Here is a 25,233-nt window from a genome sequence, read left to right on the forward strand (position 1 = left end):
TCGCCGGCACGTTCTTGTTGCTTGCTCCACTTTCATCCGCGACTGCGTTGGAAGGCGGAACCGCGTTAAAAATATCGCGACTGGCGACGACACTGCTCATCGTCACGATCGGCGTTGTGTTTTATCGGTGCTTTTATCTTCGCCAGGCATTCGGCAGCTTTGTCGCGTTTGTGTTCCTATTTGTACTGGCTGCCTGTTGGAGCACATCGCCGACTTGGGGGCTGTTTCACAAAGGGTTGTTTGCGTTAACCGTGCTTTCCGGGGGATGCCTGGGATACTCGGTGCGTGATTTTGAAGACCTGAGAAAAGGTATGCGCTGGTTATCCATGGTTTCCGCGTTGGCCGCTTTTGCCGTCGCGTTTTTCTATTTAAGGGATCCGGCACAGGCAGTGCAAGGAGAACGATTGTCGCTGTGGGGTATGAATGCCAATACAATTGGGCAAACGGCGGCGCCGCTGTGGATGTTCTGCCTCTACCTTGGCTTGTACGAGCGATCACGATGGTGGAAAGCTGTCGGATTCGGTGTCTCACTTCTTTTGACGTTGATCATTTTGGGAACCGGAAGTCGAGCTGCCTGCGTAATGGCCGCCACGGGAGGATTCTTCTTGGCATTGTCGTTCATAAAACGACCAGCCGTATTCGCGTTGCTTACGGTTACGGCTTTCGTCGGGGTGGTCGTTTTCCAATCCTTCCGCCCAGAAGAAATTACCGGTGTCGGTCGCATGTCGGAGGATCTTTTCAAAGACACACGTTCCGGAGTCTGGTCATACGCAATCAAACAATTTTCTGAAAGCCCCGTGATCGGTCAAGGCTGGCTACATTGGGGAACTCACTCGGCAAATGTCATGAACATTTATCTGCACACAATTGCAGAGACCGGCGTTTTTGGTGGCGCAATTCTTTTTGCATCCTTGGCCATGGTCGCATTTCGCATGCTGAGAATGTTTACAATTGCTGCCCGATCCAATCTGGACAAAAGTACGCCTTTCCTCGCCTTAGCTTTTACAGCAGCACCGCTTGTCCACGGACTCGCGGAATCGGCTACGTTTCTCGGCACCAGCATCAATGCACTTATGCTGGGCTTCGGGATCGCACTAATTGACCGGATTCCGGAAATGGCTCAAAGTAAGCGCCCTTCTTTCCGTCAGATTGGTCGCCGACACAAGTCATCAACGAGATCCGGCCGCGGTGTTGTGGTCGTGCGACGTCGAGAATGCTCCAATCACCTTCTGCAGGCACAACTGAGTAAATGAAAATCCTTCACGTGATCCATAGCGTAGATCCGCGATCCGGCGGACCGAGCCATGCAATTCGCAGCTTGTTGAGTGCACAAATTGCGGCTGGGAAAGACGTATCGTTGCTTGCCACGACCACGCAATCGGCGGAGCCTTGGGAACCGCGTGAACGATATGTCGAAATAATGCTGGCGGATCCGAGTTTCTTCGGCGCAGAGGTCCACCTGGGGCGCGCCTACGGCCGCCGGCATCCGCTCAATCGGTTCGCATTTTCTCCGGATTGCAACCGATGGCTACACCGAACGTTGTCTGAGGCCAATACACGACCCGATTTGGTCCATATCCATGGCACATTCAGTCATCTGACGAATTCCGCTGCGAGGGCAGCTCGCAAATTTCGGGTTCCGTACATCGTTAGGCCAGCCGGCAACCTTGATCCGCAATGTTTCCGTATGGGTAGTCATTGGTTGAAACAGATCTTTACACAGTTCACGCTACGCACAGATCTCTGCCACGCCGCGTTTGTTCACGCCATGTCGGAGGACGAGGAGCAGGCAATTTTGTCCTGGCTACCTGAAAATCGTATCCACGTGATTCCCCATGGAATTGCAATTCCCGAAATCAATGACGATAACTCCCGCCAGGAACTGTACGCCCGTTTCCCAGAACTTAGGGGCAAACGCGTTTTACTTTTTCTCGGCCGCATTGCGGCAATCAAAAGACCGGAGGTTGCTGTAAGAGCGATGGCACAACTGCGATTGGACTTCCCAGATTCCGTATTGTTGATCGCGGGACATGACGCTGGTCACCTTTCAGAAACCCGCGACGCAGTCGAGAGTTGCGGCTTGACTGACGACATCGTCTTCTCTGGATTTCTATCCGGGAGACTGAAGCAGGCAGCCCTTACAGTCGCGGATGTATTCGTACTGCCTTCGATCCACGAGAATTTTGGAGTCGCAGTCGTTGAGGCAATGGCACATGGAACACCCGTTGTGGTGACCCCCGAGGTGGCGACGCATGTTTTCGTCGACAATTCAGGGGCGGGTCTCACAGTGCCAGGTAACGCAGACGCATTTGCCGAAGCTATAGCTCGCATTCTTTCTGCCAATCCAATGGAAATGGGACTTCGGGGCAGGCAATATGTTGAAAAGCACTTAACTTGGCCGGTCGTTGAAACGGAACTTACTAGCTTTTACAAAATGGCCATTAGACAAACTCGACGCCACATTTCCCCTGAGTTAAATCATGATTGATTTGCTCCACATGAGTACCCGCCTTGCGACCTACTATCAACGTATCGTTAGCGAGTGGCCAGCAAACAGCACGGGCATTCGGCGGCGCGCTCTCGAACGAGAAAGGCTGTGACCAGCCCCCATAGATGACACCAGTCACATGAATTAGTGTTCAACTGTTATCAAGGACTGTTCTGTTCGAATGCTTCCGCTACGCTCCCGGCAAATTAGATCGCGCTTCGGAAAGTTCACCAGTTCAATCGCAAGACTTAACAAATCTCACTGCAGATGCAACAACTCCTACAAAACATTAACAAAGGCCAACTAACCGTCACCGAAGTCCCCGCCCCCGTGGCGCGGCGGGGAGAGGTGTTGATCGCCAATGCTTGTTCGCTTGTTTCCGCAGGCACTGAACGGGCGGCAATTGGGTTGGGGAAGAAGTCTTTGCTGGGTAAGGCGCGGGCGCGGCCGGATCATGTGCGGCGGGTTTTGGAGAAGGTTTGTAATGAGGGCTTTAGCAGCACGGTTCGCCAGGTGCGGGCGAAGTTGGATGAGCCGATGAGTATGGGGTATAGCTCTGCTGGTGTGGTGATTGCTTGCGGCGAGGGTGTGCAGGCGTTTCGGCCGGGGGATCGTGTGGCTTCTAATGGTCCGCATGCGGAGATTGTGAGCGTTCCTGAGAATCTGTGTGCTCGGATTGTGGGGGAAACTGGCTTTGACCATGCGTCGTTTGCGGTGCTGGGGGCGATTGCTTTGCAAGGCGTGCGGCTTTCACGGCTTGTATTGGGCGAAACGGCGTTTGTCGTGGGACTGGGGTTGGTGGGACAGCTCACCGTTGCTTTACTGCGGGCAGCGGGTTGTCGCGTGATTGGGACCGACCCCGAGGCATCGAAATGCGAGCTGGCTAAACAGATGGGTTGTGAAATTGCCTTACCGAACGTCAGCGGCGAAGACGTTGAGGCGGCGACTGGTGGCCTTGGCGCGGATGCGGTATTGATCACGGCGTCCACGGCTTCGAACGGCCCGGTGAACCTAGCGGCGGCCGCTGTGCGGCAAAAAGGCCGGGTTGTGGCCGTTGGCGCAGTCGGTTTGGAATTGGATCGTCGGCCGTTTTATTTCAAGGAAGCTGAATTCGTCGTGTCGTGTTCGTATGGCCCGGGCCGTTATGACCCGGATTATGAGGATCGCAACCGCGATTATCCGGCTGCTTATGTGCGCTGGACCGAACAGCGGAATATGCAAGCAGTATTGGATCTGATGGGCAATGGTCGACTGGATGTCTCTTCGTTGATTTCCCATCGCTTTCCGATCGAACGCGCGGGCGACGCGTATGATCTCATCGAAAGTGGTGCGGAACCGTACGTCGGTATCCTTCTCGAATATCCTCAACACAAAAACAGTGAACCTCGGCGGCGGGTTGAATTGCGGTCGCCGTCGCGCAATGGCAAATTACCGATTGGCGTGCTGGGAGCGGGGAACTTTGCCCGCACGGTGCTGCTGCCGGCATTGCAGAAATGCAAACAATTGGAACCGGCTGTGCTTTGCTCCGCCGGTGGGGTTTCTGCTCAAAGTGCGGGCAAACGGTTTTGTTTTGCGACGGCGACGACAGATGCGGAAGCGATATTCGAAGACGAACGTCTGAAAGCGGTTCTGTGTATTACGCCGCACGACCAACACGCCGAGCAAGTCATCCGAGCAATCCGCTCAAATAAACATGTTTTCGTCGAAAAACCATTGTGTCTTACGGAGCAAGACCTACTCGACATCGAAGAGACTCTGGCGGATACCGTCGATGCTCCGCCAATCGTAGCAGTTGGATTCAACCGCCGTTTTGCCCCGGCTGTGACCCAAATCAAAGAGTTTTTCACCCATGTTGACGCGCCGCTAACCGTCAGTGTCCGGTTTAATGCCGGGCCGTTACCGGCTGATCATTGGAGTCAAGATGAAGAGACTGCCGGGGGACGAATCATCGGCGAAGCGTGCCACGCGATCGACTTGGCCACATTTTTAACCGGTTCACCTCCGGTACGTGTCTTCGCCGAAGCGATCGGTGGTCCGACGGCCCCACAGGTTCGCGATGATCAATGCTTTATCACACTGCGCCACGCCAATGGTTCGATTTCCAACGTGGCTTATTTGTCAGGCGGCGACCGGAGCTTTCCGAAGGAGCGGGTTGAGGTATTTGGCAGTGGCCAGATTGCCGTACTGGATGATTTCCGCTCAGTGACGACATGCAAGGGCGGACGCACACGCCGCCAAAAGTTCAGTGGCCAAGACAAAGGTCACGTCGCACAAATCCAAGCCTTCGCAGCTGCCATCTCGGGGACGGCCACTCCACCGATTCCGTGGGAAGACATTCGCGCGGTGTCGCTAGCGTCGATCCTGGCGGTGCAGAGTTTGCGTGAAGGGGTTCCGTTTGATGTTATTTGAAAAGGTTTAGCACTGTCTCTGCGAGAACAATTTGGATGCGTCTACAGGTGGAGGACTGAAGCGGAATGAAGATTCTGTTTTTCACCCATTATTTTCCGCCTGAGGTCAATGCGCCGGCGACGCGGACGTTTGAGCATTGTCGGTTATGGGCGGCGGCGGGGCATGATGTGACTGTTGTGACGTGCGCTCCGAATTGCCCCGACGGCGTCGTTTACGAAGGGTATCGCAACGCGCTTTGGCCACAATACGAAGAGGTCGACGGTATCCGGGTGGTGCGGGTTTGGACGTTGTTGGCGGCCAATGCGGGAACCTTGCGGCGGATTTTGAATTTCTTGTCCTACTTGTGCAGCGCGGTGTTTGTTTCCTTCCGACTTTCACGGCCAGACGTCGTCATTGCGACTTCGCCTCAGTTTTTCTGCGGGTGGGCGGGTGTGTTCGTCTCGTGGATCAAACGCCGACCGTTTGTCCTGGAAATTCGCGACATTTGGCCGGAATCCATCGCAGCCGTTGGAGCCCTAAAGAGCCGGCCGTTGTTACGTTTTCTTGAGTTTTTGGAACGACGTTTGTATCTCGCCGCCGACCATATTGTCGCTGTCGGGGACGGTTATCGCAAAAAGATTCTGGAGAAAGCGGCAGTCGGCGATCGTGTGTCTGTGATCACAAATGGCGTCGATCCTCGCCGTTTTGTTCCTGGCCCACCTGACGCACGGTTCTTGCATATCTGGGATTTAGAGGAGAAATTTGTCTGTTCGTACATTGGTACGATAGGTATGGCCCATGGCCTGGAGGTCGTGATCGATGCGGCAGACATGCTTCGACAAAATGGGCGGAGTGACGTCTGTTTTCTCCTGGTCGGTGACGGAGCGCGACGTGCAGAGCTTGAACAAGAGGTGCAACAGCGCGGCTTGCAACGCCAAGTGATTTTCGCGGGACGCCAGCCGCGTGAAGAGGTCCCGCGGATATTGGCAAGTTCAAATGCCTGTCTCATTCACCTGAAGGAATGCGACCTGTTTGAAACGGTGATCCCTTCAAAGATTTTTGAAACGATGGCGATGGGTCGCCCGATCATCATGGGGGTCAAAGGGCAAGCGCGAGAGATTGTTCTCGAGGCCGACGCTGGGCTGGCGATGCAGCCCGGGTCCGCGCAAGCACTGGTCAAATGCGTCGAGCAGATTTCAGGCGATCCAGAGCTGGCACAACAATTGGGCCATGCTGCGCGGGCCTTTGTCACCGAGCATTATTCACGCCCACAACTGGCGTCGCGGTTCCTGCGGCAATTACACGCTGTCACCGGTATTGAAGAAAAGGTGTCCGTCGAAGAGATTCCCACAGCAGCGCCAACGCCTGTCCAAACATCAGCGACACACGTCTGATTGTTGGTGACGCACATATAAAGTATGCCTCAAACTAGCTACCCACCACTAAGCTCAGAAATCATCGACTACCAGCGCATTGCTCCTATCGCCATGCGTGAAGGCCTGGAGGGACCGCCGGTCCTAGAGTTCATGCACGGAAGCCATCACCTGATCCGCAGTGCGGTACGTTGGTGCTATTTGTTACGCTACCATCGACCTCAGCAGTTCGGCAATCGGCTGCTCATGAAAGGCCGGCGATCGATGGCGCGCCTCAGGCAAAGTGGGGTCTCCGTCCATGAGGGAGAACAAACTCCCGCAATTCGGGATGACCTCGCCGGTTTGCAAAGCATGAGCCGGCATAAACAAAGTGGCCGACAAACAAGCGATTCCGCACAAAACGCCAACCGCGTTGCAGGGGACCGTTATCGTTTCCTCAACCTGGAAGCTGTGCTCCCCGATCCAATCGACTGGCGCCTGGAAAAGCATCCGCACCTATGCCATCTCTGGCGTTTTCATCTGCACTATCATGAGTTTTTGCTCGACTTGGCAACGCATTCACCAAATATGCCGTCCGATTGTGGAATGTTTCGCTGCTGGGAAATTGCCAAGCGTTGGATTGGAACCAATCAGCTGAGCGATGTGCGTGTTGTGGATGATGCGTGGCATCCCTTCTGCATTTCTCGCAGACTGCCGGTTTGGATCACGCTGTTTTGTACCAGTCCGCCACCACCAGAGGATCGGGATCTGATCCTGCGCAGCATGGCTGCCCAAGCACTGTACCTGGAACAGCATCTAGAGCGGGATCTGGGTGGTAATCACTTGCTGGAGAACGCTAAAGCATTGGCACTCTGCGGTGCCTTTTTTGAAGGTGAGGAAGCCGAACAGTGGCTCAGCAAGGCCGATGTCATCCTGCGGTACGAATTAGATTGTCAAATCTTGCCGCATGGAGAACATTTCGAGCGATCACCCATGTATCATGCGCAAATGCTCGAAGCGGTGCTCGACGTAAGAGAGGCAGTCAAAAGAGTTCGGCCCGCGTTGGCGCAGCGTTGCTCGAACGCGGCTGAAAAGATGGCTGATTTTTTGAGCGTAATCGTGCATCCCGACGGCGACATTCCGCTGTTGGCGGATTCATGCCTGGGCGAAACAGCCGCTTGTGAAAGTTTGATTGCACACGCAAATGAAAGCCATCAGACATCGCCGCTGAAGCAACAACACAAGACTGGCGCACGGAAGATCGGCGATTACTGGACGTGGCGTGACGAAGCCGACTACCTGTTATTTGATAGAGGTCCGGTCGGAGCCAACGACCTGCCGGCGCATGCACATGGCGACCTATTAAATCTCGAAGCGTCACTGAACGGTCATCGGGTTATCGTTGATAGCGGCGTGTTCAGTTATGGCGACGATGCCATGCGAAGGTATAGTCGCTCGACAGCAGCGCATAACGTCCTGCAGATCGACGATTGCGATCAATGCGACATGTGGTCAAAGTTTCGTATGGGCTATCGCGGCTGGCCGGGACATCTCACGTCGGGGACGCGCGATGGTATTGACTGGGCGCACGCCTCGCACAACGCGTATCGCAGATTGGGCGTCCCACGAATTGACCGCTGGGTCATTTGTCGGCAGGCCGGTGGATGGTTCGTGGTCGATCAAGCACACGGCACGAAGCGGCACACCTTAACCAACCGCTTGCACCTCCATGCCGACGTGATTGCCGTACAAGAATCCGAAAGCACGGTGCGACTGATTGTGAACTCCGACGAGTACATCCTGGCTTCACTCACACCGGGCAACTTGCGGATAACAGAAGGATGGTTTTGCCCGGAGTTTGGTAAACGTATCCCGGCCCCTGTGGTGGAGTGGTCGACGAACGCCGCGTTACCGGCGGTATCTGGATGGTCTTTGACGAAGTTTGGCTCAGAGATTCAAGCAGAGATGGAATCGACCGACAACGGCACAATTTTACTCAATGGAATCGACGCCGTCGCCAACGAAACTTGGTGCCTTGAGCTTCTGGACAGCACGGTCAACTGTCGGCAACTTGTTGATTCATGATGAACTGCCGTGGAATTCTCGCATCGATATATTTTTTTAATGTCCAACCTGCTCGTTCACAGGAACCTGAGATATATCTGACAATCCGCTCTCGAATGAAAATCGCATGACTACTGCAACCACTGAACAATCCGTAATCGCGGAACCGCGCGCGGTCAATACACGTTGGATTTTGATCGCTTTGGGACTGACCATCGTTTCGATCGGGGGACTATTTGGCCTGCATGCTTACCAAATGGGACGGCATGCCCATGCGTTTCTTCGCGAAGCAGAGCGATCGGAATCCGAAGATAAGTACGGTGAGGCGATCGGATTTCTGCAGCGCTATTTGGCAGTAGTCCCCAACGATGCGGCGGCGTTGACACGACTCGGCAACGCGATGAACGAGACGCGACAACTTAAGTCCGCTTTACTGACGTATGAGCGCGTGCTGCGTCTCGATCCAGCGAACGATGAAGTTCGGCGAAAATTGATCACAATCGCCGTGAACCCGCGCGTGGGCCGCTACCAAGATGCACGAGAGCATCTCGATGTGCTGGATCCAAACCGCAGCAGCGAGAAAGCGGAGGACCAAAAACCAGCGGAGGTCGATGGCGAACTGCGAGAGCTCAGGGCGATTTGCCAAGTGGGACTCGGAGACTATTCGGTGGCGGTCCGTTCGTTTAAAGAAGCAACCGCTGCTTCGCCCGAGCGATTAGCCGCGCATCAATATTTGGCGGAAGTATACGTCACTCACCTGAAGCGTCCAGGTGATGGCTTGGCTCAACTGGATGTGATGGTGGAAAAGAATCCAGAGAACTATGAGGCTTACGTTGCCCGTGGCCAATTTCTCATTCGTAATAAACAAGAACCCGCGATCCATACGCGACTACGCGATACGCGTTTCAAACTACCTGAAGACGCCCCACCGGCTGACGATGCCGACACAGAGGCAAAACCAACGGGAGCGGAATTGGTTCTTCAGGCGGCGATGCAGGACGCAGAACGAGCGGTTTCACTGGCTGCCGATAACGTTGATGTCATCCTGTTTGCAGCGAATGCCGCAGTTCTTTCCGGCCGCACCGACCAAGCCGGAATATTTGCTCAGGAAGCGTTAAAACTCGATGAAGCGAACGCACTCCCCTACTTAACATTGGCCCAAATCGAATCGCAACAACAAAATAGAGAAGGTGCCATCACTTGGCTAAAACGGGGGCAGAAATTGGCGAGGCATCCGGAAGACCTGCAATGGAATCTTGCTAGTTTTCTCATTGACATGGGCAAACTGGAAGAAGCCGCACAGACGATTGCCGAACTCCGAGATTCAACCTATCCCAAGCCACGCATCGACTATCTCGAAGCGCGTATTCTATTCGAGCAAAAAAAATGGCTGAAGGCCCAACAGCTATACAGCAATCTGCGCAACAGCCTCGCTGACTGGCCGGAGATGATCAAGGATGTCGATCTCAGGCTGGGGGATTGCTATGAACAACTCAGAAATTCAGACCAGCAATTGGCTGCTTATCGCCGCGCGCTCGATGCCGATCCCACTTGGGTTCCCGCGCGAGCCGGCCTCGCACGAGCCCTATTGCAAGTTGGACGTGTCGAAGAAAGTCTTGAGCAATACCGGAATATCTCACGTCTCCCCGGGGCTCCTCAGGAAATGCCGTTGCAGGTACTTCGCTTAATGATTCTTGCCAACCTGCGAAAAGAAACGGGGGAGCGCCAATGGCAGGAGGTTGAAGCGGCGATCAATCGGTTGGAAAAAAGCGATACAGAGGCACCTGATGGCATGTCTGTGCTAAAGGCCGAAGTTCTCTTCGCCCAAGGACAAAAGGACCAAGCCAAGGAAGCGTTACTTGCTGCAAGGGAGTCGGAAAAGGCTAAACTCCCAGCATGGGCCGCAGCGATCTCACTCGCGCAACGAGAACGGGATTGGACGACGGTGGAGACGTTGCTCTCAGAAGCTGTGGGGCGTTTTGGAGATTCGGTCGAACTGCGTCTGTTGCGGGCACAGTATGTAGCGATGCGGTTTGGAAAAGAATCATCCGAGCAGCTTAAGGAAATTGGAACCGCTCCCGCCGAGATGTCGCCGGACGATCGAAGCCGTCTGGAAAGTGGATTGGCACGCCTCGCATTGGCAATTCAGGATTTTGATTACTGCGAAGAATTATGCCAAAGCGTGGCGAAGCAAGATCCCAACAACCTCAACATCCGGTTGCTGTTGTTCGATCTTGCAATACGATCCAACCGCGAGGCTGTGATGGTACAGATGTTAGAAGAAATGAAACGAATTGAAGGGGAAGGCCCGCTCTGGCGGTACGGTGAGTCTGTGCGGTTGATGGTCAATGCCCGTAAACAAAAGCAACCAGAGTTATACACCGAGGCCCTCAAGCATCTGGAGATCGCACAAATTGCCCGGCCCGGTTGGTCCCGGGTACCATTATTGGCTGCCGAGATCTACGACGATCAAGGAAAACCGGACTCAGCGATTCCCGACTTCCTAAAAGCCATCGAACTGGGAGAACGCGCTCCGAATACAATCAGACGAACGGTTCAATTGCTACGCGAACGCGGCCGTTTTGTCGAAGCCGATCAGACAATTCGCCGTTTGCAGGAACAACAAAGCCCATTTTCATCGGAACTCACTCGAATGGCGGCTGAAGTGTCGCTGCAACTTGAGGAATTTGATCGGGCATTGGCATTCGCTGAAGAAACGGCCGCTTCGTCCGACAATCACCGCGATCACATGTGGTTGGGTCAAATTCTCGAAATCTTAGAACGGCATGAGGAAGCCGAAGCCGCTTTGCGGAAGGCAAAGTCCCTGAACTCTGCTGTTCCCGAAACGTGGATTGCCTTGATTCAGTTCCTGCAACGGCAAAAACGCACCGATGCCATCGAGCAGGAGCTCACCCAAATGGAATCGCGCTTGAAGCCGGAAGATGCGCCGATGGCTATGGCACGACTTTATGACTCACTGAATCGTCTGGAGGAAGCCGAGCAACGCTTCCAGGAAGCGGCCAAGCAATCCCCCGAAAATCCAGCGGTTTTACGCGCAATCGCCGATTTTTATGTCAGGCACGGCGCAGCGAAGAAATCTGAATCGTATTTACTCCAACTCACGACGGGTCCACTGGAAGTCAGCGAAGCTGATCGCGCGTGGGCGAATCGGAATCTCGCGATTTTGGTGGCGGGCGACGCGGGTTACCAGAATTACCAGCGTTCGGTCAAAATGCTTGACCAGAACTTGGAATCGGCATCCGCGTCGAAAGATGATCGCCGTGCCAAAGCTTACATTTTGTCAACGCAGCCGACCAAAGAAACACATCGCGAAGCGATCAAGATTTTGAACGAATTGTTGAAGGAGAGCACGCAGCCGAATCCCAACGACCAGTTACTGCTGGCAAACCTCTATTTGGCCGACGGGGACTGGGGCAAGGCCAACGGACTTCTCCGCAATTTGGCATCGTTGCAAGTGAAATCAATACGGTACAAAGAGCGCTACGCGCGCGTGCTACTGGCTCAACAAGAAATTAACGAAGCAGAGTTGTGGATTCGCCAACTCGAACGTCTTGCTCCCGATGAACCCGCAACGATTGAACTCAGATCAAAAGCTTTACTCTTTCGTGACAAGCATGACGACGTCGTGGCGGTTTTTCAGCGGTACGTCGAGCGGCTGGATCCCACATCGGACGAATTGCCGACTCGGTCCCTCTGGGTCGCGGCCCATCTAGAACGAATTGGCTGGGTGCAGAAAAATTCCGGCGAAGAAGCTGGTTCTAAGCGTTACTTTGAGGAATCCGAAAAACTTTTCCGCAAGTACTCCGCACTGCATCCCGAAGGACGTTTGAATTTGGCCGCATTCGAAGCGCGGCACGGCGACGTTGATTCTGCCTTGGATGTCGTGGAGCAAGTCCTAGAGACCGCACCGCCACAAGATTTGGCCAAAACATTCATGGAAATCGTTTCCCCAAATATGCCGTCGCCGGCACAACTGCAGCGTCTCGACAGCGTTCTTGACCGTGCCTTAGCGATACGAGAACGTCCGATGCCGCTAGTCATTGCCGCCGCGGGAATACGAAACCAAGAATCTCGCTATGACGAAGCTGTGGCCCTCTATCGCGAAGTCCTAGATACTGATGCCGACAATGTCACGGCCATGAACAATTTGGCCATGTTGCTGGCGCTCACTGGTGATGATGCCGATGAAGCAATCGCGATGTTGAACCGAGCCCTAAAAATCGCCGGCCCCAAAGCCCCACTGCTCGACTCACGCGCCACGGCCTACTTGGCGAAACACCAAGGCGACGCCGCACGAAAAGACTTGGAATCTGCAATCAACGAACAACCGACAGCCGCCCGGTATTTTCGATTGGCACAAGCCTACTTGCTAACTGGCAATATGGCAAAGGCGGAGACCGCTATTAAGGAAGCGAAAAAGCTTGGACTCAAAGAGGAAGCGCTCCATCCCCTGGAGCGGCCGGACTATGATCGCGTGATCGCGATGCTCGCCAGCGTGACCGCAAATAACACTCGTGCGGAGGCAGTTCAGTGAGGCCTCTGATTTCAAATGAGCTCGATTCCGAACGACAAGCAACGGACGACACGGGCCAACACTCTTCTCAAGACGAGGGACTCAACATGGCAAGGAATGCGAGCCCCAGCAAACGCGTCAGACATAGTTCCGCGGAGATTCAAGGAAAACTCCGGGAGACCGAACGGTTGTTGTCTGAAGGGGTATTACTCACAGAAGCCTGCGAATCCGTAGGGATTAGCCGAGCGACTTACTACCGCTGGCGACCTAAGCAGAGCAAGTCATCACAGGAGGAATTGCTCTCTTCGTCAATCGGCGGCAATAACACGCGCCCCAACTGCCTCAAATCGGAGAACGAGGCTCTGCGCCGGCTTGTGGTGGATCTATTGCTCGAGATGAAATCCGGCAACTGAGAGTAGCACCCTCAGGGCCAACTCCTCACGAGCTTTTCACATTTGCGTTATTTTGGTGGCCACATGTGATCTGAGTAGGAATCTGCGCTAATGCGCAAATAAATGCGGATAAGCGCAAACACCATAAACGAAGTCGCATATATATTGTGAACTCTACACATCTTGTGGAAAATAACAGCTGATTGTCCTTGGTATGCAATAGACATGGGCAACCCATGAATAAACGCGATGACGTGCTGAACTATTGAACTGCAAGATTCCGCGTTTCCACACGGTCGTTTTCGAGAACCGAAGAATTTCAAGGAATGATGTTCGTAAATCCCGATAACCAGAGTGCAGAAAACTCACCCTATCAATTGTCCGCTTCCGGTTCGATTGCGCACCTAGGATATGTGCCTGAGTCCGATGTGGTTCAATTCCGCGACGATTGTGGCGTCGTGGGTGGCCGCGGTGAATTAATGGTCAAGTCCTCAGAGGGGACGCTCCTACAGCGGATTGCTATCGATCGCCCTGGCATTCTAGTCGGCCGCGCGAACGGATGTGACATCCGCTTGCAACACCCCGACGTCCGCTATCGCCACGCCTATCTTCAGTGCGTCGACGATCGAATCCTCCTCTGCGACCTCGGCAAGCGCGTTCGTGGTCGTCGCACGCAGCGGAATGTCGTTTCCGAGCTTACTAAACACAACGATGTCGTCTCCGTCGGCCCCTATTCAATTCACCTTTCGCTCAACAACGACATTGAACGATCCAACCCCGCCCCACCCACAGTCGATCAAACAGACTCGTCGCGCCATTTTACCTGTGAACATCAACCGCTCACGATCCAGCTCGAACTCTTTGCGGGAGCCGCTAAGCCCACGACGTTCGATGTCAGACACGATCTGACGCTGATCGGAAAAGGACGAGCCTGCAAAGTACGATTGATCCATCGCAGTGTCTCCAAGGTGCATTGTAGTCTCGTGCGTACAAGATCAGGCCTCTGGGTCGTTGATTTATTAGGCCGTGGAGCCGGCACGTTAGTCGATGGTCGCCGCGTCAGATTTGCACAACTGCATAATGACAGTGTTTTGCAAGTCGGCAAATTCAGCGCTCGTATCTCGATCACCGAATCGGAGCCTTCGACAACCACCCCATCGAACGCCCCTCCGTTGTCTGCAGTTCAGTTTGCAGAGCCTCACCTGCAAGTGTCCGACAACGCCACTTCCGATCCCACAACAATCGGGCACAACGGAACATCATCCCTCACCCATTATGCGCCAACACAGCTACAAACTAGCCAACAAAGTCAGAACCTGGCTCACCCACACAATAATGGTCAAGCGAACCATGTGGAAAGCCAGTCGGACCACCGGCTGATCGAAATCGTCCGATCGATGCTCGCGGAGTTTGGTGCCACCCAGACTGATGTCGTCGAACGCATGCATGATTCGACGATCGAGATGCTTCAGGTCATCACCGCTTTACAAAGCAACCAAATCGACTCACTCCGTGAAGAACTGCAACGCGTCCACGAAATCAACGCTGAATTGCTTGGCCTGCAGAAGAAGTCCTGGCAGGCGATGGAATCGGCAATGCAACAACAGTCGGCGATTGAGCATACTGCCCCCGCCAAAGACGTCGCAGCCCTGTTGAAAACCGGCCGCGAGTTGTCGCAACGCATGGAATCGCTCCCCAGCCAAATCGCCGCCGCCGTCGCAGCAACAGCGCCGAAAGAACAAACAATTACGGTCAACCACCCAGAGCGAATCACCCAAGCGGAACCCACGGCCAAAGTCAGTAACACAAATACCTCGAACTCAAAGCCGCTTGAATCCACACCCGACAAAGCCCTGCATGAAGCCACACCGAAGACAAATACGAAAGTCGACGAGGAATCGGTGCCCCCCAGTGCCGAACAGGTGGCTGCTAAAAGTGATCTGGAAGAGAGTAACAACAGCGCAAAGCGAGTGCCAAACAATCCCACATCCCAAGCCAAAGTCGAACTCGGCCACGCCTGGGTCTGCGGCCGCATCGCCACGCTACAAAAAGAACGTGACAGCCGTTGGGAAAAAATCAAACGCGTCTTCGGCGGGGATTGACGGGTGAACCGGCCGATTTCATCACGAATGCTGTCGCCGATACATCACTGGCAATGCTCTTATTCTCTGCACTCAGTATTTATGGCGGTGAGCGCTAACGGAATTGTTGAGCAACTACGGTGAACAGCAAGGCGGAATGTACATCAATCCGTTCAGCTGGTGTGTCAGATTTTCATACCGATGGCCTCTATATTCAAGAACCAACGCTCGCCAATGGCAGGTAACGAACATCTGATTTGTAGCCCTTTAAGGAACGCCAGGACTTGGTTGGCGATTTCTTGTCTGTTGATCGTCCTCTGGGCATCCGAAAACTTTTTGCTACAGGCTTTGACGCTAATTTCAGACGCCCCTTCGCCCGAAAGTGCCCTAATAAGCCGACCGATAAAGCGAAGCCTAGTCCGTGCAACAATTAACCTGTTGTCTGCAAGTGTGATTGTTTTGCTAGCCCCACGATGGCTCCTGAGGCTTGTTATTGTCCTGGACGGAATTGCGAGCATTATTCTTTATGCGTACTTTGACTATTTTTCTTTCCCACTGTCCTGGACAGTGATGGTCAATCAATCGACAGAAGGAGCGACTTTCACTGATAGCCTACTGGCACTTATTCCACCTGGAATAGCTGTTGGCATTACCATTTGTATCGCCCTAAATCTCGCGCTAATTTCGTTACGGGACAGATACTTGAAACCAACGATATTAGCCCGACAATGGGGCATCCGTATTGGGATTTGTTATTTCACACTTGTTTTTGTTCTTGTCGCTTTCATCCGCCCAATGAGCGGTTTGGCAACGTGGCATTCGCTGAGCCACATCGGGAGCCTCTATGGCTACACGATTTCTTGGGGAGGGGAGTCTGCCTACCGTGATAACGAGAACTTGCTCCAAATGGCAAACGAAGCGGCAAAAGTCACAAGCGACAAGCTGGCAAATATCGAACCTGACATCGGGTTCAATGGGCATATTGTGATTATTCAGGTAGAAAGTTTGGATTACGCGATCCTTAACTCACAAGTTAATAACCGCTGGGTAATGCCAAGACTTAGACGTCTTCTTTCAGGTGGCATTTCATATGAGATTGAAGCCGTTCACCAAAGCGGATCGTCAGACGCGGATTTCGTGATGCTGACAGGTCGATTGCCCGTGGGAATCGTGGCTCCATATCGAGTAGACGGATTTGAATACAAGGATTGTTTGCCTCACCTCGCAAAAACACATGGTTATGAAACCGTCTCACTGCATGGGAATCGTGGCACGTTTTTCTCAAGACGGGCATGCTTTCAACAAATGGGATTTGATCGATTATTGTTTCAAGAAGAATTGGTGACCCTTGGGTTGCCAGAATCAGATTGGGGGATCGAGGACTCAAGGGTTTTTGAAATGTCTTCCGACCTCATTGAACAGTCGACTCAGCCACAGTTCCACTTTCTGGTAACACTTACAACCCACACTCCATTCTCATTTCTTCCAGCGAATGCACCTCAGTTATTTTCAGAGAGCACAAGTATGCTCCAGAAGTATTGCAACAACATGTATTACATGGACCGGATCTTATGTGATTATCTACAGAGATTGCCGGAGCAGACCACCGTTGTTATTTATGGAGATCACGATTCTCGGGTCAAGTACGAATCCAAAGGTGACACCACCCTTGAACGGGTACCATTCGCAATAATACGTGTAGGGGAACAAATTCAGCAAAACAGGTTGCAGGAGACGAATGTTGCGATCGGCTTGCTGGACTGTGCAACTTATGTGCGTCGTCAGTTTGGCGTCACTCCAGCACGGCGACCCCGGTGAGCTATACGTACAACAATGCGATTGACTAGCTGCCAATCAACGTGCTCGGCAAATGAGTCACAGGGGAGGATTCATGGCTAGAACGCTACAGGAACGAATACAGCAACCATGGGTCACGTCGGCAATTGCTTTTGGTTTCATCGTGCCTCCATCGCTCATGGTCACGGTGACTTGGCCAAGCATGATGACTCTGGTCGCATTTGGGATGTGGCCATTCGCTGCGATTTGGATCATGCAGCGAGGGAAAATGCGATCCTCGCGATTCCGCACATTCTGCTATGGCCTCTTGCTCTTTGGCGTGAGTCCCTTCGTGATCCTTGGAACGTTTCAGGCGTTTTACCGTTTCGGACCACGCCCTGTACCTGGCACCACGCCTCTCTTTCATGGCGTTGACTACATCCGCATAGTTCTCGACGAACCAACGCCGGCGGTCGTGCATATCCTAAAGGTTGACCTCAAGGCGGACGGCGTGGAAGTGTTTGTCACGCCACCTGAGTATGCAGATGGCGTCTTTGCGGTGGAGCCGCGTACGACCTCTCAGTTCTTAAGTGAATTCGGTCTTCAGGCAGCAATCAACGGTTCCCACTTTTCCCCGTTCGAGCGGCGAAATCCTCTGTCGTACATCCCGTACTGGAGCGATCCGAAAGACGTGCTGGGCGGAGCAGCTTCGCGATGGGCTCAATATGGCACTCCGAAACACTGGTGCCCTGTGCTGCACATCGATGAAAGCGGCCATGGCACGATTGCTCGGTCTTTAGAGCGTCCCTGGTACACAGCGACAGCCGGCACGAGACATTTCATTGTGGAGGGCGAGCCAAGTTCAGTGGATTCCGGCCCGTTCGATGCAATGACCGCAGCCGGCCTTGATGCGGAAGGTCGGACTCTGTTCCTCGTCGTCGTCGATGGGGATCAGCTGCCCTATAGCGAGGGGATTGACCAAATCGGGCTCGCATCACTCTTACTCGACCAGGGTGTCTACAACGCAATTCGACTCGATGGAGGCGGCTCTTCGACGATGCTTTCCCAGGGCACCTTCGGAATCCCCATTCGACTGAATCGACCGGTTCAGGGAGGCTTCCTCGGCATTGAGCGACCGGTCGGCAATCACATCGGTGTTTTTGCTAAGCCTCTTGCGTTCTCAGGTCCACCGTAAATCAAGCCACGCGTTTTTGCGCATTTGCGCAAATTTACGTGGATGAGTGCAAAGCATCGACGACAACGGATTTATTTGTTGACGAAACGAAACAACACAACACACAATGGCACCTGGGCCAATCGTCAGTGATTGGCCACCCAATATCAAGTACAAGGATTTTTTCATCATGAAACGATTACTTCTAGCCGGACTGCTGAGTTTTGGCTTGCTGTCCACTGCTCAGGCCGAAACGGTAAGGCCTTACGATTCATTTGGTGATCTTGGTTCGAACTTCTACACAATCACCCCTGGCGTAACTACAATCAGTCTGGGCGACGGGACGGGCCCCAATCCGGGTGGCGAGTTCACAGTTGACAAGATCAACGGTGATGCGACTTACAACCCCTACTGGTCAGGCTTCTGCGTCGAGTATTCTGAGCATTTTGCCTACAATGAAAACATGGAAGTCTACGGCATTTCAGACTATGCCGATGACGGCGGTCCACCTGCCAATAGTGTTGACTATCTATCCGATGAGACCAGGTGGCTTTTTGCCCAATTTTGGACCAAAGATTTGTTTGGCGTAAACGGTAGCGGCACAACACAACTTGATGGTTATTATGACAATCAAGCTAACAACGCAAAATATCTGCAACAAGCGATATGGATGCTGGAAGACGAGATAACTGTTAACGACCAAAACTGGTATTACAAGTCTGCGAAGGCAGCCGTGCTTGCGGGCACTGCCGAAGGTGTGGCCCGGTTCGATGACGTGAAAGTCTTAAACCTATATAGACAGAATCTAGACAGTCAAGGCAATCCAGTCAAAGCTCAGGACCAATTGGTCGTCATCGGCGATGGATTAGGTGAGAGCCCCGAAGTGCCCGAACCCTCTTCATTCGCTGGCCTGATCGGCATCTTTAGCGTCTCACTACTCGGCTACGGTTGGCGACGTAAACAGCAACAGGTTGCGTAAAGAAACAACTTGATCCATGGTTTTGAGGAAACCGTCGGCGTGAAAGCGTTGGCGGTTTTCTGTTGCACTGGCCGGTTTGCTGCCCCCAAAGACATAGCTTTTGTGCCGCCACACCCTCCTCTTTTATGGGGTAACCCCGAATGGTGGAATGAAATATTTTATTGTATCGCTCGGCAATTTCCATCAGGCCGTTATAGCGCGGTGACAACGTCTTTCTTCTGCTTGGGACGCTACGTTGCGCATCAGCGCAATTTATTGTGGGCTTGCGCAAACTTCAGACGTCGTAGCGACCAAGTGTTGACACACAACAGTCGCATTTCCACACTAAGGTCTGTAACACGGTTGATGACAACTTTTGTTGCTTGCCCATAGACGCATGCTTGATTTCAAGATTCGTCGTAGCAAGCAGTCAACACAGAGCTTTTCTTCTCTTTTCACTATTTAACTCAAGGGAGCTTCAACAAATGCGACGTTTTTCGATTCGTATACTCTTGGCAACTCTAGTAAGCGTTTTCGTTTTCGGGACTGCGAGTGCTGAAGAAATTAAAATCACTACGATCGAATCATATCCGCCGTCTGGTGACCAAGTCTGGTTTTATTCTGACATGAGAGGCAATGGAACCGCATCAACTGTTGATCTGTCTGGTGAAGGTGGTAATTTGGAAGGCGCCGCGCCATTGCCAATCGGGGCGGCTTTGTTAACTACTGGAGCGAGCAATGGCGACAAAGCAGAAATTGCCGTGACTGACAGTTGGGGTACTGCAGGAAGTCTGATAGGAGACGTCAATTTCTCGACAGGTTACTCGTACTACAAAGATTCATCTGGCGACTTGCTGAACGCGACGGCGGCACCCTCTATAAAGCTATCATTTTACAATGCAGCCTACGATGACGTATCTGGTCAAGATGGGTTCGTGACTTTAGTTTACGAACCTTACTGGAATCAGGTCAGCAACCCTGGCGCATCCGTCGCGCCCCCAACAGATACGTGGACGACGGTAAGTATCGATGCTAACTCTGGTCTATTTTGGAACACGGGGGGATTTGGTCAGACTAGTTCAGCTGGAGGACCGCCACTGCTAACTCTTGCTGACTGGTTGACGACTTTCGACAGTGCTTTTGCATCTGCTGAACTGTCGGCTGTCAGCATGGGTATCGGTACCTACAATCAGGGACAAACGGGGTATTTTGACAACGTCTCAATTACCAGTTCTCTAGCAAGTACAACCTACAACTTTGAACCTGTGCCAGAACCTTCCAGCATCGCCATGCTGTTAGGACTCGGCACATTCGGACTGGTCGGTTACCGTTGGCGGCGTAAACAGCAACAAGCGGTGTGAATCGACCCGGTCACGACAATTGAAACGCAAACCGTCGTCGCAATCGCGTCGGCGGTTTTTTGATGCGCTTAAGACACTTCTATCGCACGGCTGATGCACAAAACACAATGCCCTCCCCGATTATCGTGCGAAAACACGTTGGTCTGTGGGGTTTTTCGCGTACACACTTCTCGCTTTTTTCGTCTAGTAATATAGGCAGCCTCAACGCATCCCATTTTTGATCACGCTTAATCCGGATTGAAGTCTTGTCTCTGTTTGCTCAACAGTCACCGTCTGCTTTCAAGACTGCGCTCGATATATTCTCCGACGCAACAACCATCATCATGGCAGCTGCGGTGCTGTTGCTGCTTTTGACTGTCGTTGTAGCTTTGTCGCAAACCCTATCCGTAGATGGTGGCATGAGTGGCAATGGAAACGCGCTCGCAAAAGGCGGCGCAAACAAAATCACGATATTCCTTGGCGTGGTTGACACGCAACATTGTGATTGAATCAATTTGGCAGACAACCTCCCACCATCGGCGTAAAACGTCGGTGGTTTTTTCGTGAGCCATATTTGGCGTCGGCCGGCGCAACGCGGGCCGCTGAGTCGGCTATCAGTTTGTATCGCACCAGCGCGAAGGCTTTCCGTTGATGTCATCCACACGGCGCTTGCATATTGCAACCGGTGGGTAACTCTTCCCGTACTATCAATCAATCTTCCTCTATTCTATTGAGTCGTGTTTTCATTGCGCACCGATTGCGAAAACTGTATCCACACCCCAATAGCCGACCGGTGTGTTATGGACTAAAACCGTTGCTTCGTGAGGGATTTACAACGTTTTTCAGCACAATGGTTTTGGGTGTTACCCTCGATCGAAGCTGATTCTCTGGTTTTTTCTTGAACTGCCAATTCGCTGATGTACAGTGCCAATCATTCACCGATTCGAATGAGACGGAGTCTCGCCATTCACTTTGGGCTATGGTATGACAACACGCATTCACGTAGCGAAAGCCCTGACACCCAACGAACATTGGTCCGCTTGGTTTGACGAGAATCCGACACTCGCCTTTGCTGGTGAATCACTCAGCGAGGCCGTTGATGGCCTACTAGAAATCGCCCAACTGGATTCAGCGACTCTCAATGTTGATTTGTCACAATGCAACAAGGGCGAAGTTGTTTTTATACACGACGGAAAGACGTGCCAAGACTGTGACGGGACCGGGAGGTACATCGGGTTATACAAGGTCGCTAAGTGCGACGCCTGTGGCGGGAGCGGTTGGGTCTGAATCGGGGGTCGCTCTGCCCCCCATACTCGCTACTTCAACCAGGGAATGTGAACTGCCGAGATTGCTGAGCGATAGGAATTCTGTAAACATCGTCTGCCAATCCACAATTCATTTTAGCGCGCTGCCGTCACACTGGCCCTAGCGGTCCCAGTTTTCATGCAAGGCACCACTCTGCGCCAAACCGAAGGTTTATTGCGGGTGCCCGCAAATCGCCGCGGATGCCTCGTATCCTTGTTGACAGCCTGACTGATGACGATTCATACTGCGATGGCTCGCATTCGTCGGGTTGGATTCAAATCAAGGAATATCAGACCGAGGATGGAATTATGAAGCGATGGATTGGAATCTCGGTGGCGTGCGTTGCACTCGTGGTTGTCGCGGGAAAGCAGGTGCAAGCGGAGATCATAACTACATCTTTTACGGGAACAGTGATTAATCCACTGCCCTATGCAGGCACGACTGGAATAGGAACATTTTCCTATGATGATGCCGGCCTGACAGGCATTGGTCCTGAGATCGTTGCTGCCCCCTCGGGGTTGATGATAGACTTCACCATTTTCGGACAAACATTCACACAACTGGATGACATCCAATATAACGCCTTTCCCCAACTGACTTTGCTCGAAGGCGTTCCTGATTATTTGGATTTCGTAATTGATGAAATCTCGACGCCTATTGATGAACCGAATGTATTAGCCATAAGAGTTCAAAGCGATCTTACTCCTGATGGATTGGGCGGGTATACCGCAGACGTAAATTTGGTTATCACACCTGAACCCAGTACCTACGCTGGACTCCTCGGTATCATCGGCGTCTCGCTGCTCGCCTACGGTTGGCGACGCAGAAAGCAGGCTGTTTAAGTTTGAATTGCCCATGAAGTTCAACCGTCGGTGTGACAACATTGGCGTTTTTTTTGTGCTTCACGCCTGCCGATTCGCGGGCTGTTTTTGTGCGATGTGGTGACTCACATAGCGGTCGTGCCGCGATTGCTCTCCCAATGCCGTTCTGCGCTTTTACGCAAGAAAATGCGGACATGTGTAATCTGTCGTAGACGGCCCGTATTCTTGTTGACGGCTTGAAGAGACGCAGTCCATACTGCGAGTTGCTCGCCATTGTCCGGTTGAATTCGGTTCAGGGTAATGTCGCAGAGGTGAACGCGATGAAGCGAATGAAGAGAAATATTTACCGAAACCTATTGCTCGTTTCCGTTAGCATTTCAACACTGTTAGGGAGCGCCAAAGTAGCCAATGCCGAACTAATGATCGATGTCACTGGACTTGGCGGTGATGGATTCACGACGTGGACATTTTCTGGAACGTCAATCGCATCGTCGTCCGAGTCTATTCCAACAGGAACCAACAACATACCCGGCTTCTCAGACGTTGGACAGCTGAGTTCCGACGGAACTACATCTGGACTTCATGTGATTCTTGATGACGGTATTCAGAACCAGTTGTTCCCCGTATTGTCTGGATTAGCTACGGTGACAGTTGGGGCAGACACGCAGTCGATTACCCATGTCATCCTGGATGCTGATTCTGGTACCAATCCAGATGATATTGGCATTCGGGTTGATTCTTTGTTGAGTTATTTGGCAGGGGAAACATCATCTTGGACAGGATCGATTGTTGTTGGTGTTGACCTGAATGATCTGCGTACCGGTTCATTTACAAATGTTGGTTCAGCCCCGTTGTTTTCTAGTGGGCAAGGGGAATTAAAAATGAACGTCAATACTCCCGTCCCCGAACCCAGTACCTACGCCGGACTCCTCGGCATCACCGGCGTGTCTCTGCTCGCTTATGGCTGGCGACGCAAACGGCAACACGCTGTGTGAAACACATTGGCAATGAACTTGCAGCCGTCGGCGCGAAAATGCCGGCGGTTTTTTCGTAGCCGCATGTAGCCGCATGGATACATCATGATCTAATCGTCGTCTTTGCGCGTTTCCGCAGGATCATGTGGAGAGCCACAAAAGGCCTTCGCCAAAACGTGTGCAGTCTGCGCAAAAAGACTTGCTTGTGCCTGCAATTCGATTCGGCAGTTTCGAATCTTTTTGAATCAAATCGTTCACTCAGATTTTTTGAGAAAAATCGAGAAAAACTAAATTATTCGTGACCCATTTCGGCTGCCTTTTTCGCATTACTATCGGGGACTTGTCCCGTAACACATCGACGGACAACTGAACCAGCTGTCCATGGATCAAACAACCAGAGAAATAGGGGGTATGCAATGCGCAACTTCGTATCGGCCTGCTTGGCCGTGACGATTGGTTTAGGGGGTTCTGCCGTATTTGCCGAATTGACTACGTTCAACACCGTAACCAACACTTATATTGACGAAGGGCAAACCACCAACGTGACTTATGGCGTGTCGGTAGGCGGCACCGAACACTTTAGCTCAGGATCTTATCGCTACAACGACGGTCCTGGGATTTTTTCCGGCCCTACTGGAGGTTCAGTCTACCACACCGAGAACGTCTATGACCCCAATCGGACCATGTCTTCGCGGTCGGGCACCCTGAAGTACTACCAGGATGGCACTTACCAAACTAGCGTTTCTACTCAAAATCTCCGTGTGTACGAAGAGCGATATGGTAACGAGCATTATACGATTAAGACCTATAATCAAACGGGATCTACGCGAACGATCACCGTGCGAAACGTCGCGCCAACGATCACCAATTTCACGGTCAACGGTGCCACAGTGGGGTCTGTACCATATCTCAATATTTATGAAGGCCAGTCGGTATCAGCAAACATGACCGCGACTGACCCTGGGCTATACGATGATCTCCGATTTGTGGTGGATGTCGATAGTGCATCACAGGTGACACTGGGAACTGATTACGATACTGAATACCAGCGACAAATCGGAGGTCTTGTTGGAGATTTCACCCAAAGTGGCCCCGGATACGACATTTTCGAATTGAGGGGGGGCGTCTACGATGATGATACGGTGACGTGGGACAATGCTACGATTGATATTCGCGTCCACAATCTCAATCCAATCATCGACTTTATCTCATCGAGCGCAACCATCGAGGTGGGTGACTCATTTAGCTTTGGAGCATCTGCGCATGACCCTGGCGACGATCCGTTGCTATATCGCTGGGATCTGGATGGCGACGGCTACTACGATGATCTTATCGGCACCGGTATGACCGGCCTGTTCGATCTGGGTACTCACCAGTTTAGACTTCAAGTTACCGATGGAGACGGAGGTTACGCTTCCCGCGGACTGACGCTCAACGTCGTCGAGCCACCCTCTGAGGCCGCAGTCCCCGAACCTAGCACCTACGCCGGACTTCTCGGCATCACCTGCGTCTCCCTGCTCGCATACGGCTGGCGGAAGCGACGTATGGCCACCCCCTAAAAGATTGAAATCAAACAACCGCCTGTG

The 25,233-nt window shown here is 52.6% G+C and carries 17 protein-coding genes; all 17 read left to right on the forward strand.

Annotated features, from left to right (window positions below; genetic code table 11):
* Nucleotides 1–14 precede the first annotated feature (14 nt).
* The 17 genes from CA54_RS25410 (at nt 15) to CA54_RS25490 (ending at nt 25,206) form a co-directional block, all read left to right on the forward strand.
* Nucleotides 15–1,253, forward strand: coding sequence for an O-antigen ligase family protein (locus tag CA54_RS25410; RefSeq protein ID WP_146373799.1), 1,239 nt, complete (start codon nt 15–17; stop codon nt 1,251–1,253).
* Nucleotides 1,250–2,488, forward strand: a complete 1,239-nt coding sequence (locus CA54_RS25415; protein ID WP_146373800.1) for a glycosyltransferase — start codon at nt 1,250–1,252, stop codon at nt 2,486–2,488. The genes CA54_RS25410 and CA54_RS25415 overlap by 4 nt, the downstream gene beginning before the upstream one ends.
* Nucleotides 2,489–2,755: 267 nt before the next feature.
* A complete protein-coding gene (locus CA54_RS25420) occupies nt 2,756–4,897 on the forward strand; it encodes a bi-domain-containing oxidoreductase (RefSeq protein ID WP_146373801.1) in 2,142 nt (713 codons plus the stop codon).
* Between the two features lie 65 nt (nt 4,898–4,962).
* Nucleotides 4,963–6,270, forward strand: a complete 1,308-nt coding sequence (locus tag CA54_RS25425; RefSeq protein WP_146373802.1) for a glycosyltransferase family 4 protein — start codon at nt 4,963–4,965, stop codon at nt 6,268–6,270.
* 24 nt (nt 6,271–6,294) lie between these two features.
* Nucleotides 6,295–8,313 (forward strand): heparinase II/III family protein, encoded by a 2,019-nt coding sequence (locus CA54_RS25430; protein ID WP_146373803.1) that lies wholly within the window; start codon nt 6,295–6,297, stop codon nt 8,311–8,313.
* Nucleotides 8,314–8,419: 106 nt separating this feature from the next.
* Nucleotides 8,420–12,847 carry a tetratricopeptide repeat protein gene (locus CA54_RS25435; RefSeq protein ID WP_146373804.1) on the forward strand — a complete coding sequence of 1,476 codons (4,428 nt, stop codon included), beginning with the start codon at nt 8,420–8,422 and terminating at the stop codon, nt 12,845–12,847.
* An 86-nt stretch (nt 12,848–12,933) separates the two neighbouring features.
* Nucleotides 12,934–13,239: a transposase gene (locus CA54_RS25440; RefSeq protein ID WP_146373805.1), complete on the forward strand. Its 306-nt coding sequence runs from the start codon at nt 12,934–12,936 to the stop codon at nt 13,237–13,239.
* A gap of 305 nt (nt 13,240–13,544) precedes the next feature.
* A complete protein-coding gene (locus tag CA54_RS25445; protein ID WP_146373806.1) occupies nt 13,545–15,320 on the forward strand; it encodes an FHA domain-containing protein in 1,776 nt (591 codons plus the stop codon).
* A 267-nt stretch (nt 15,321–15,587) separates the two neighbouring features.
* Nucleotides 15,588–17,117: an LTA synthase family protein gene (locus CA54_RS25450; protein ID WP_197532828.1), complete on the forward strand. Its 1,530-nt coding sequence runs from the start codon at nt 15,588–15,590 to the stop codon at nt 17,115–17,117.
* Nucleotides 17,118–17,364: 247 nt separating this feature from the next.
* Nucleotides 17,365–18,270 carry a phosphodiester glycosidase family protein gene (locus CA54_RS25455; RefSeq protein WP_197532829.1) on the forward strand — a complete coding sequence of 302 codons (906 nt, stop codon included), beginning with the start codon at nt 17,365–17,367 and terminating at the stop codon, nt 18,268–18,270.
* A gap of 169 nt (nt 18,271–18,439) precedes the next feature.
* The gene (locus CA54_RS25460) at nt 18,440–19,228 is read left to right on the forward strand and encodes a PEP-CTERM sorting domain-containing protein (RefSeq protein WP_146373809.1); all 789 of its coding nucleotides are present in this window, start codon (nt 18,440–18,442) and stop codon (nt 19,226–19,228) included.
* Nucleotides 19,229–19,692: 464 nt separating this feature from the next.
* A complete protein-coding gene (locus CA54_RS25465; protein ID WP_146373810.1) occupies nt 19,693–20,568 on the forward strand; it encodes a PEP-CTERM sorting domain-containing protein in 876 nt (291 codons plus the stop codon).
* Nucleotides 20,569–20,813: 245 nt separating this feature from the next.
* Nucleotides 20,814–21,056, forward strand: a complete 243-nt coding sequence (locus tag CA54_RS25470) for a hypothetical protein (RefSeq protein WP_146373811.1) — start codon at nt 20,814–20,816, stop codon at nt 21,054–21,056.
* A 475-nt stretch (nt 21,057–21,531) separates the two neighbouring features.
* Nucleotides 21,532–21,834, forward strand: coding sequence for a hypothetical protein (locus CA54_RS25475; protein ID WP_146373812.1), 303 nt, complete (start codon nt 21,532–21,534; stop codon nt 21,832–21,834).
* A gap of 326 nt (nt 21,835–22,160) precedes the next feature.
* Nucleotides 22,161–22,694: a PEP-CTERM sorting domain-containing protein gene (locus CA54_RS25480; protein ID WP_197532830.1), complete on the forward strand. Its 534-nt coding sequence runs from the start codon at nt 22,161–22,163 to the stop codon at nt 22,692–22,694.
* Between the two features lie 299 nt (nt 22,695–22,993).
* The gene (locus tag CA54_RS25485; protein ID WP_146373814.1) at nt 22,994–23,668 is read left to right on the forward strand and encodes a PEP-CTERM sorting domain-containing protein; all 675 of its coding nucleotides are present in this window, start codon (nt 22,994–22,996) and stop codon (nt 23,666–23,668) included.
* A gap of 395 nt (nt 23,669–24,063) precedes the next feature.
* On the forward strand, nt 24,064–25,206 hold the full coding sequence (locus tag CA54_RS25490; protein WP_146373815.1) for a PEP-CTERM sorting domain-containing protein: 1,143 nt from the start codon (nt 24,064–24,066) through the stop codon (nt 25,204–25,206).
* The last annotated feature ends 27 nt before the right edge of the window (nt 25,207–25,233 follow it).

Source organism: Symmachiella macrocystis (assembly GCF_007860075.1).
Lineage (GTDB): Bacteria > Planctomycetota > Planctomycetia > Planctomycetales > Planctomycetaceae > Symmachiella > Symmachiella macrocystis.

Bases quoted from the DNA above. Each gene is read 5' to 3' on its own strand.
- CA54_RS25430 (WP_146373803.1), top strand. From the start codon at position 6,295: ATGCCTCAAACTAGCTACCCACCACTAAGCTCAGAAATCATCGACTAC.
- CA54_RS25425 (WP_146373802.1), top strand. From the start codon at position 4,963: ATGAAGATTCTGTTTTTCACCCATTATTTTCCGCCTGAGGTCAATGCG.
- CA54_RS25435 (WP_146373804.1), top strand. From the start codon at position 8,420: ATGACTACTGCAACCACTGAACAATCCGTAATCGCGGAACCGCGCGCG.
- CA54_RS25460 (WP_146373809.1), top strand. From the start codon at position 18,440: ATGAAACGATTACTTCTAGCCGGACTGCTGAGTTTTGGCTTGCTGTCC.
- CA54_RS25445 (WP_146373806.1), top strand. From the start codon at position 13,545: ATGATGTTCGTAAATCCCGATAACCAGAGTGCAGAAAACTCACCCTAT.
- CA54_RS25490 (WP_146373815.1), top strand. From the start codon at position 24,064: ATGCGCAACTTCGTATCGGCCTGCTTGGCCGTGACGATTGGTTTAGGG.
- CA54_RS25415 (WP_146373800.1), top strand. From the start codon at position 1,250: ATGAAAATCCTTCACGTGATCCATAGCGTAGATCCGCGATCCGGCGGA.
- CA54_RS25455 (WP_197532829.1), top strand. From the start codon at position 17,365: ATGCGATCCTCGCGATTCCGCACATTCTGCTATGGCCTCTTGCTCTTT.
- CA54_RS25485 (WP_146373814.1), top strand. From the start codon at position 22,994: ATGAAGCGAATGAAGAGAAATATTTACCGAAACCTATTGCTCGTTTCC.
- CA54_RS25440 (WP_146373805.1), top strand. From the start codon at position 12,934: ATGGCAAGGAATGCGAGCCCCAGCAAACGCGTCAGACATAGTTCCGCG.
- CA54_RS25420 (WP_146373801.1), top strand. From the start codon at position 2,756: ATGCAACAACTCCTACAAAACATTAACAAAGGCCAACTAACCGTCACC.
- CA54_RS25480 (WP_197532830.1), top strand. From the start codon at position 22,161: ATGAAGCGATGGATTGGAATCTCGGTGGCGTGCGTTGCACTCGTGGTT.
- CA54_RS25475 (WP_146373812.1), top strand. From the start codon at position 21,532: ATGACAACACGCATTCACGTAGCGAAAGCCCTGACACCCAACGAACAT.
- CA54_RS25465 (WP_146373810.1), top strand. From the start codon at position 19,693: ATGCGACGTTTTTCGATTCGTATACTCTTGGCAACTCTAGTAAGCGTT.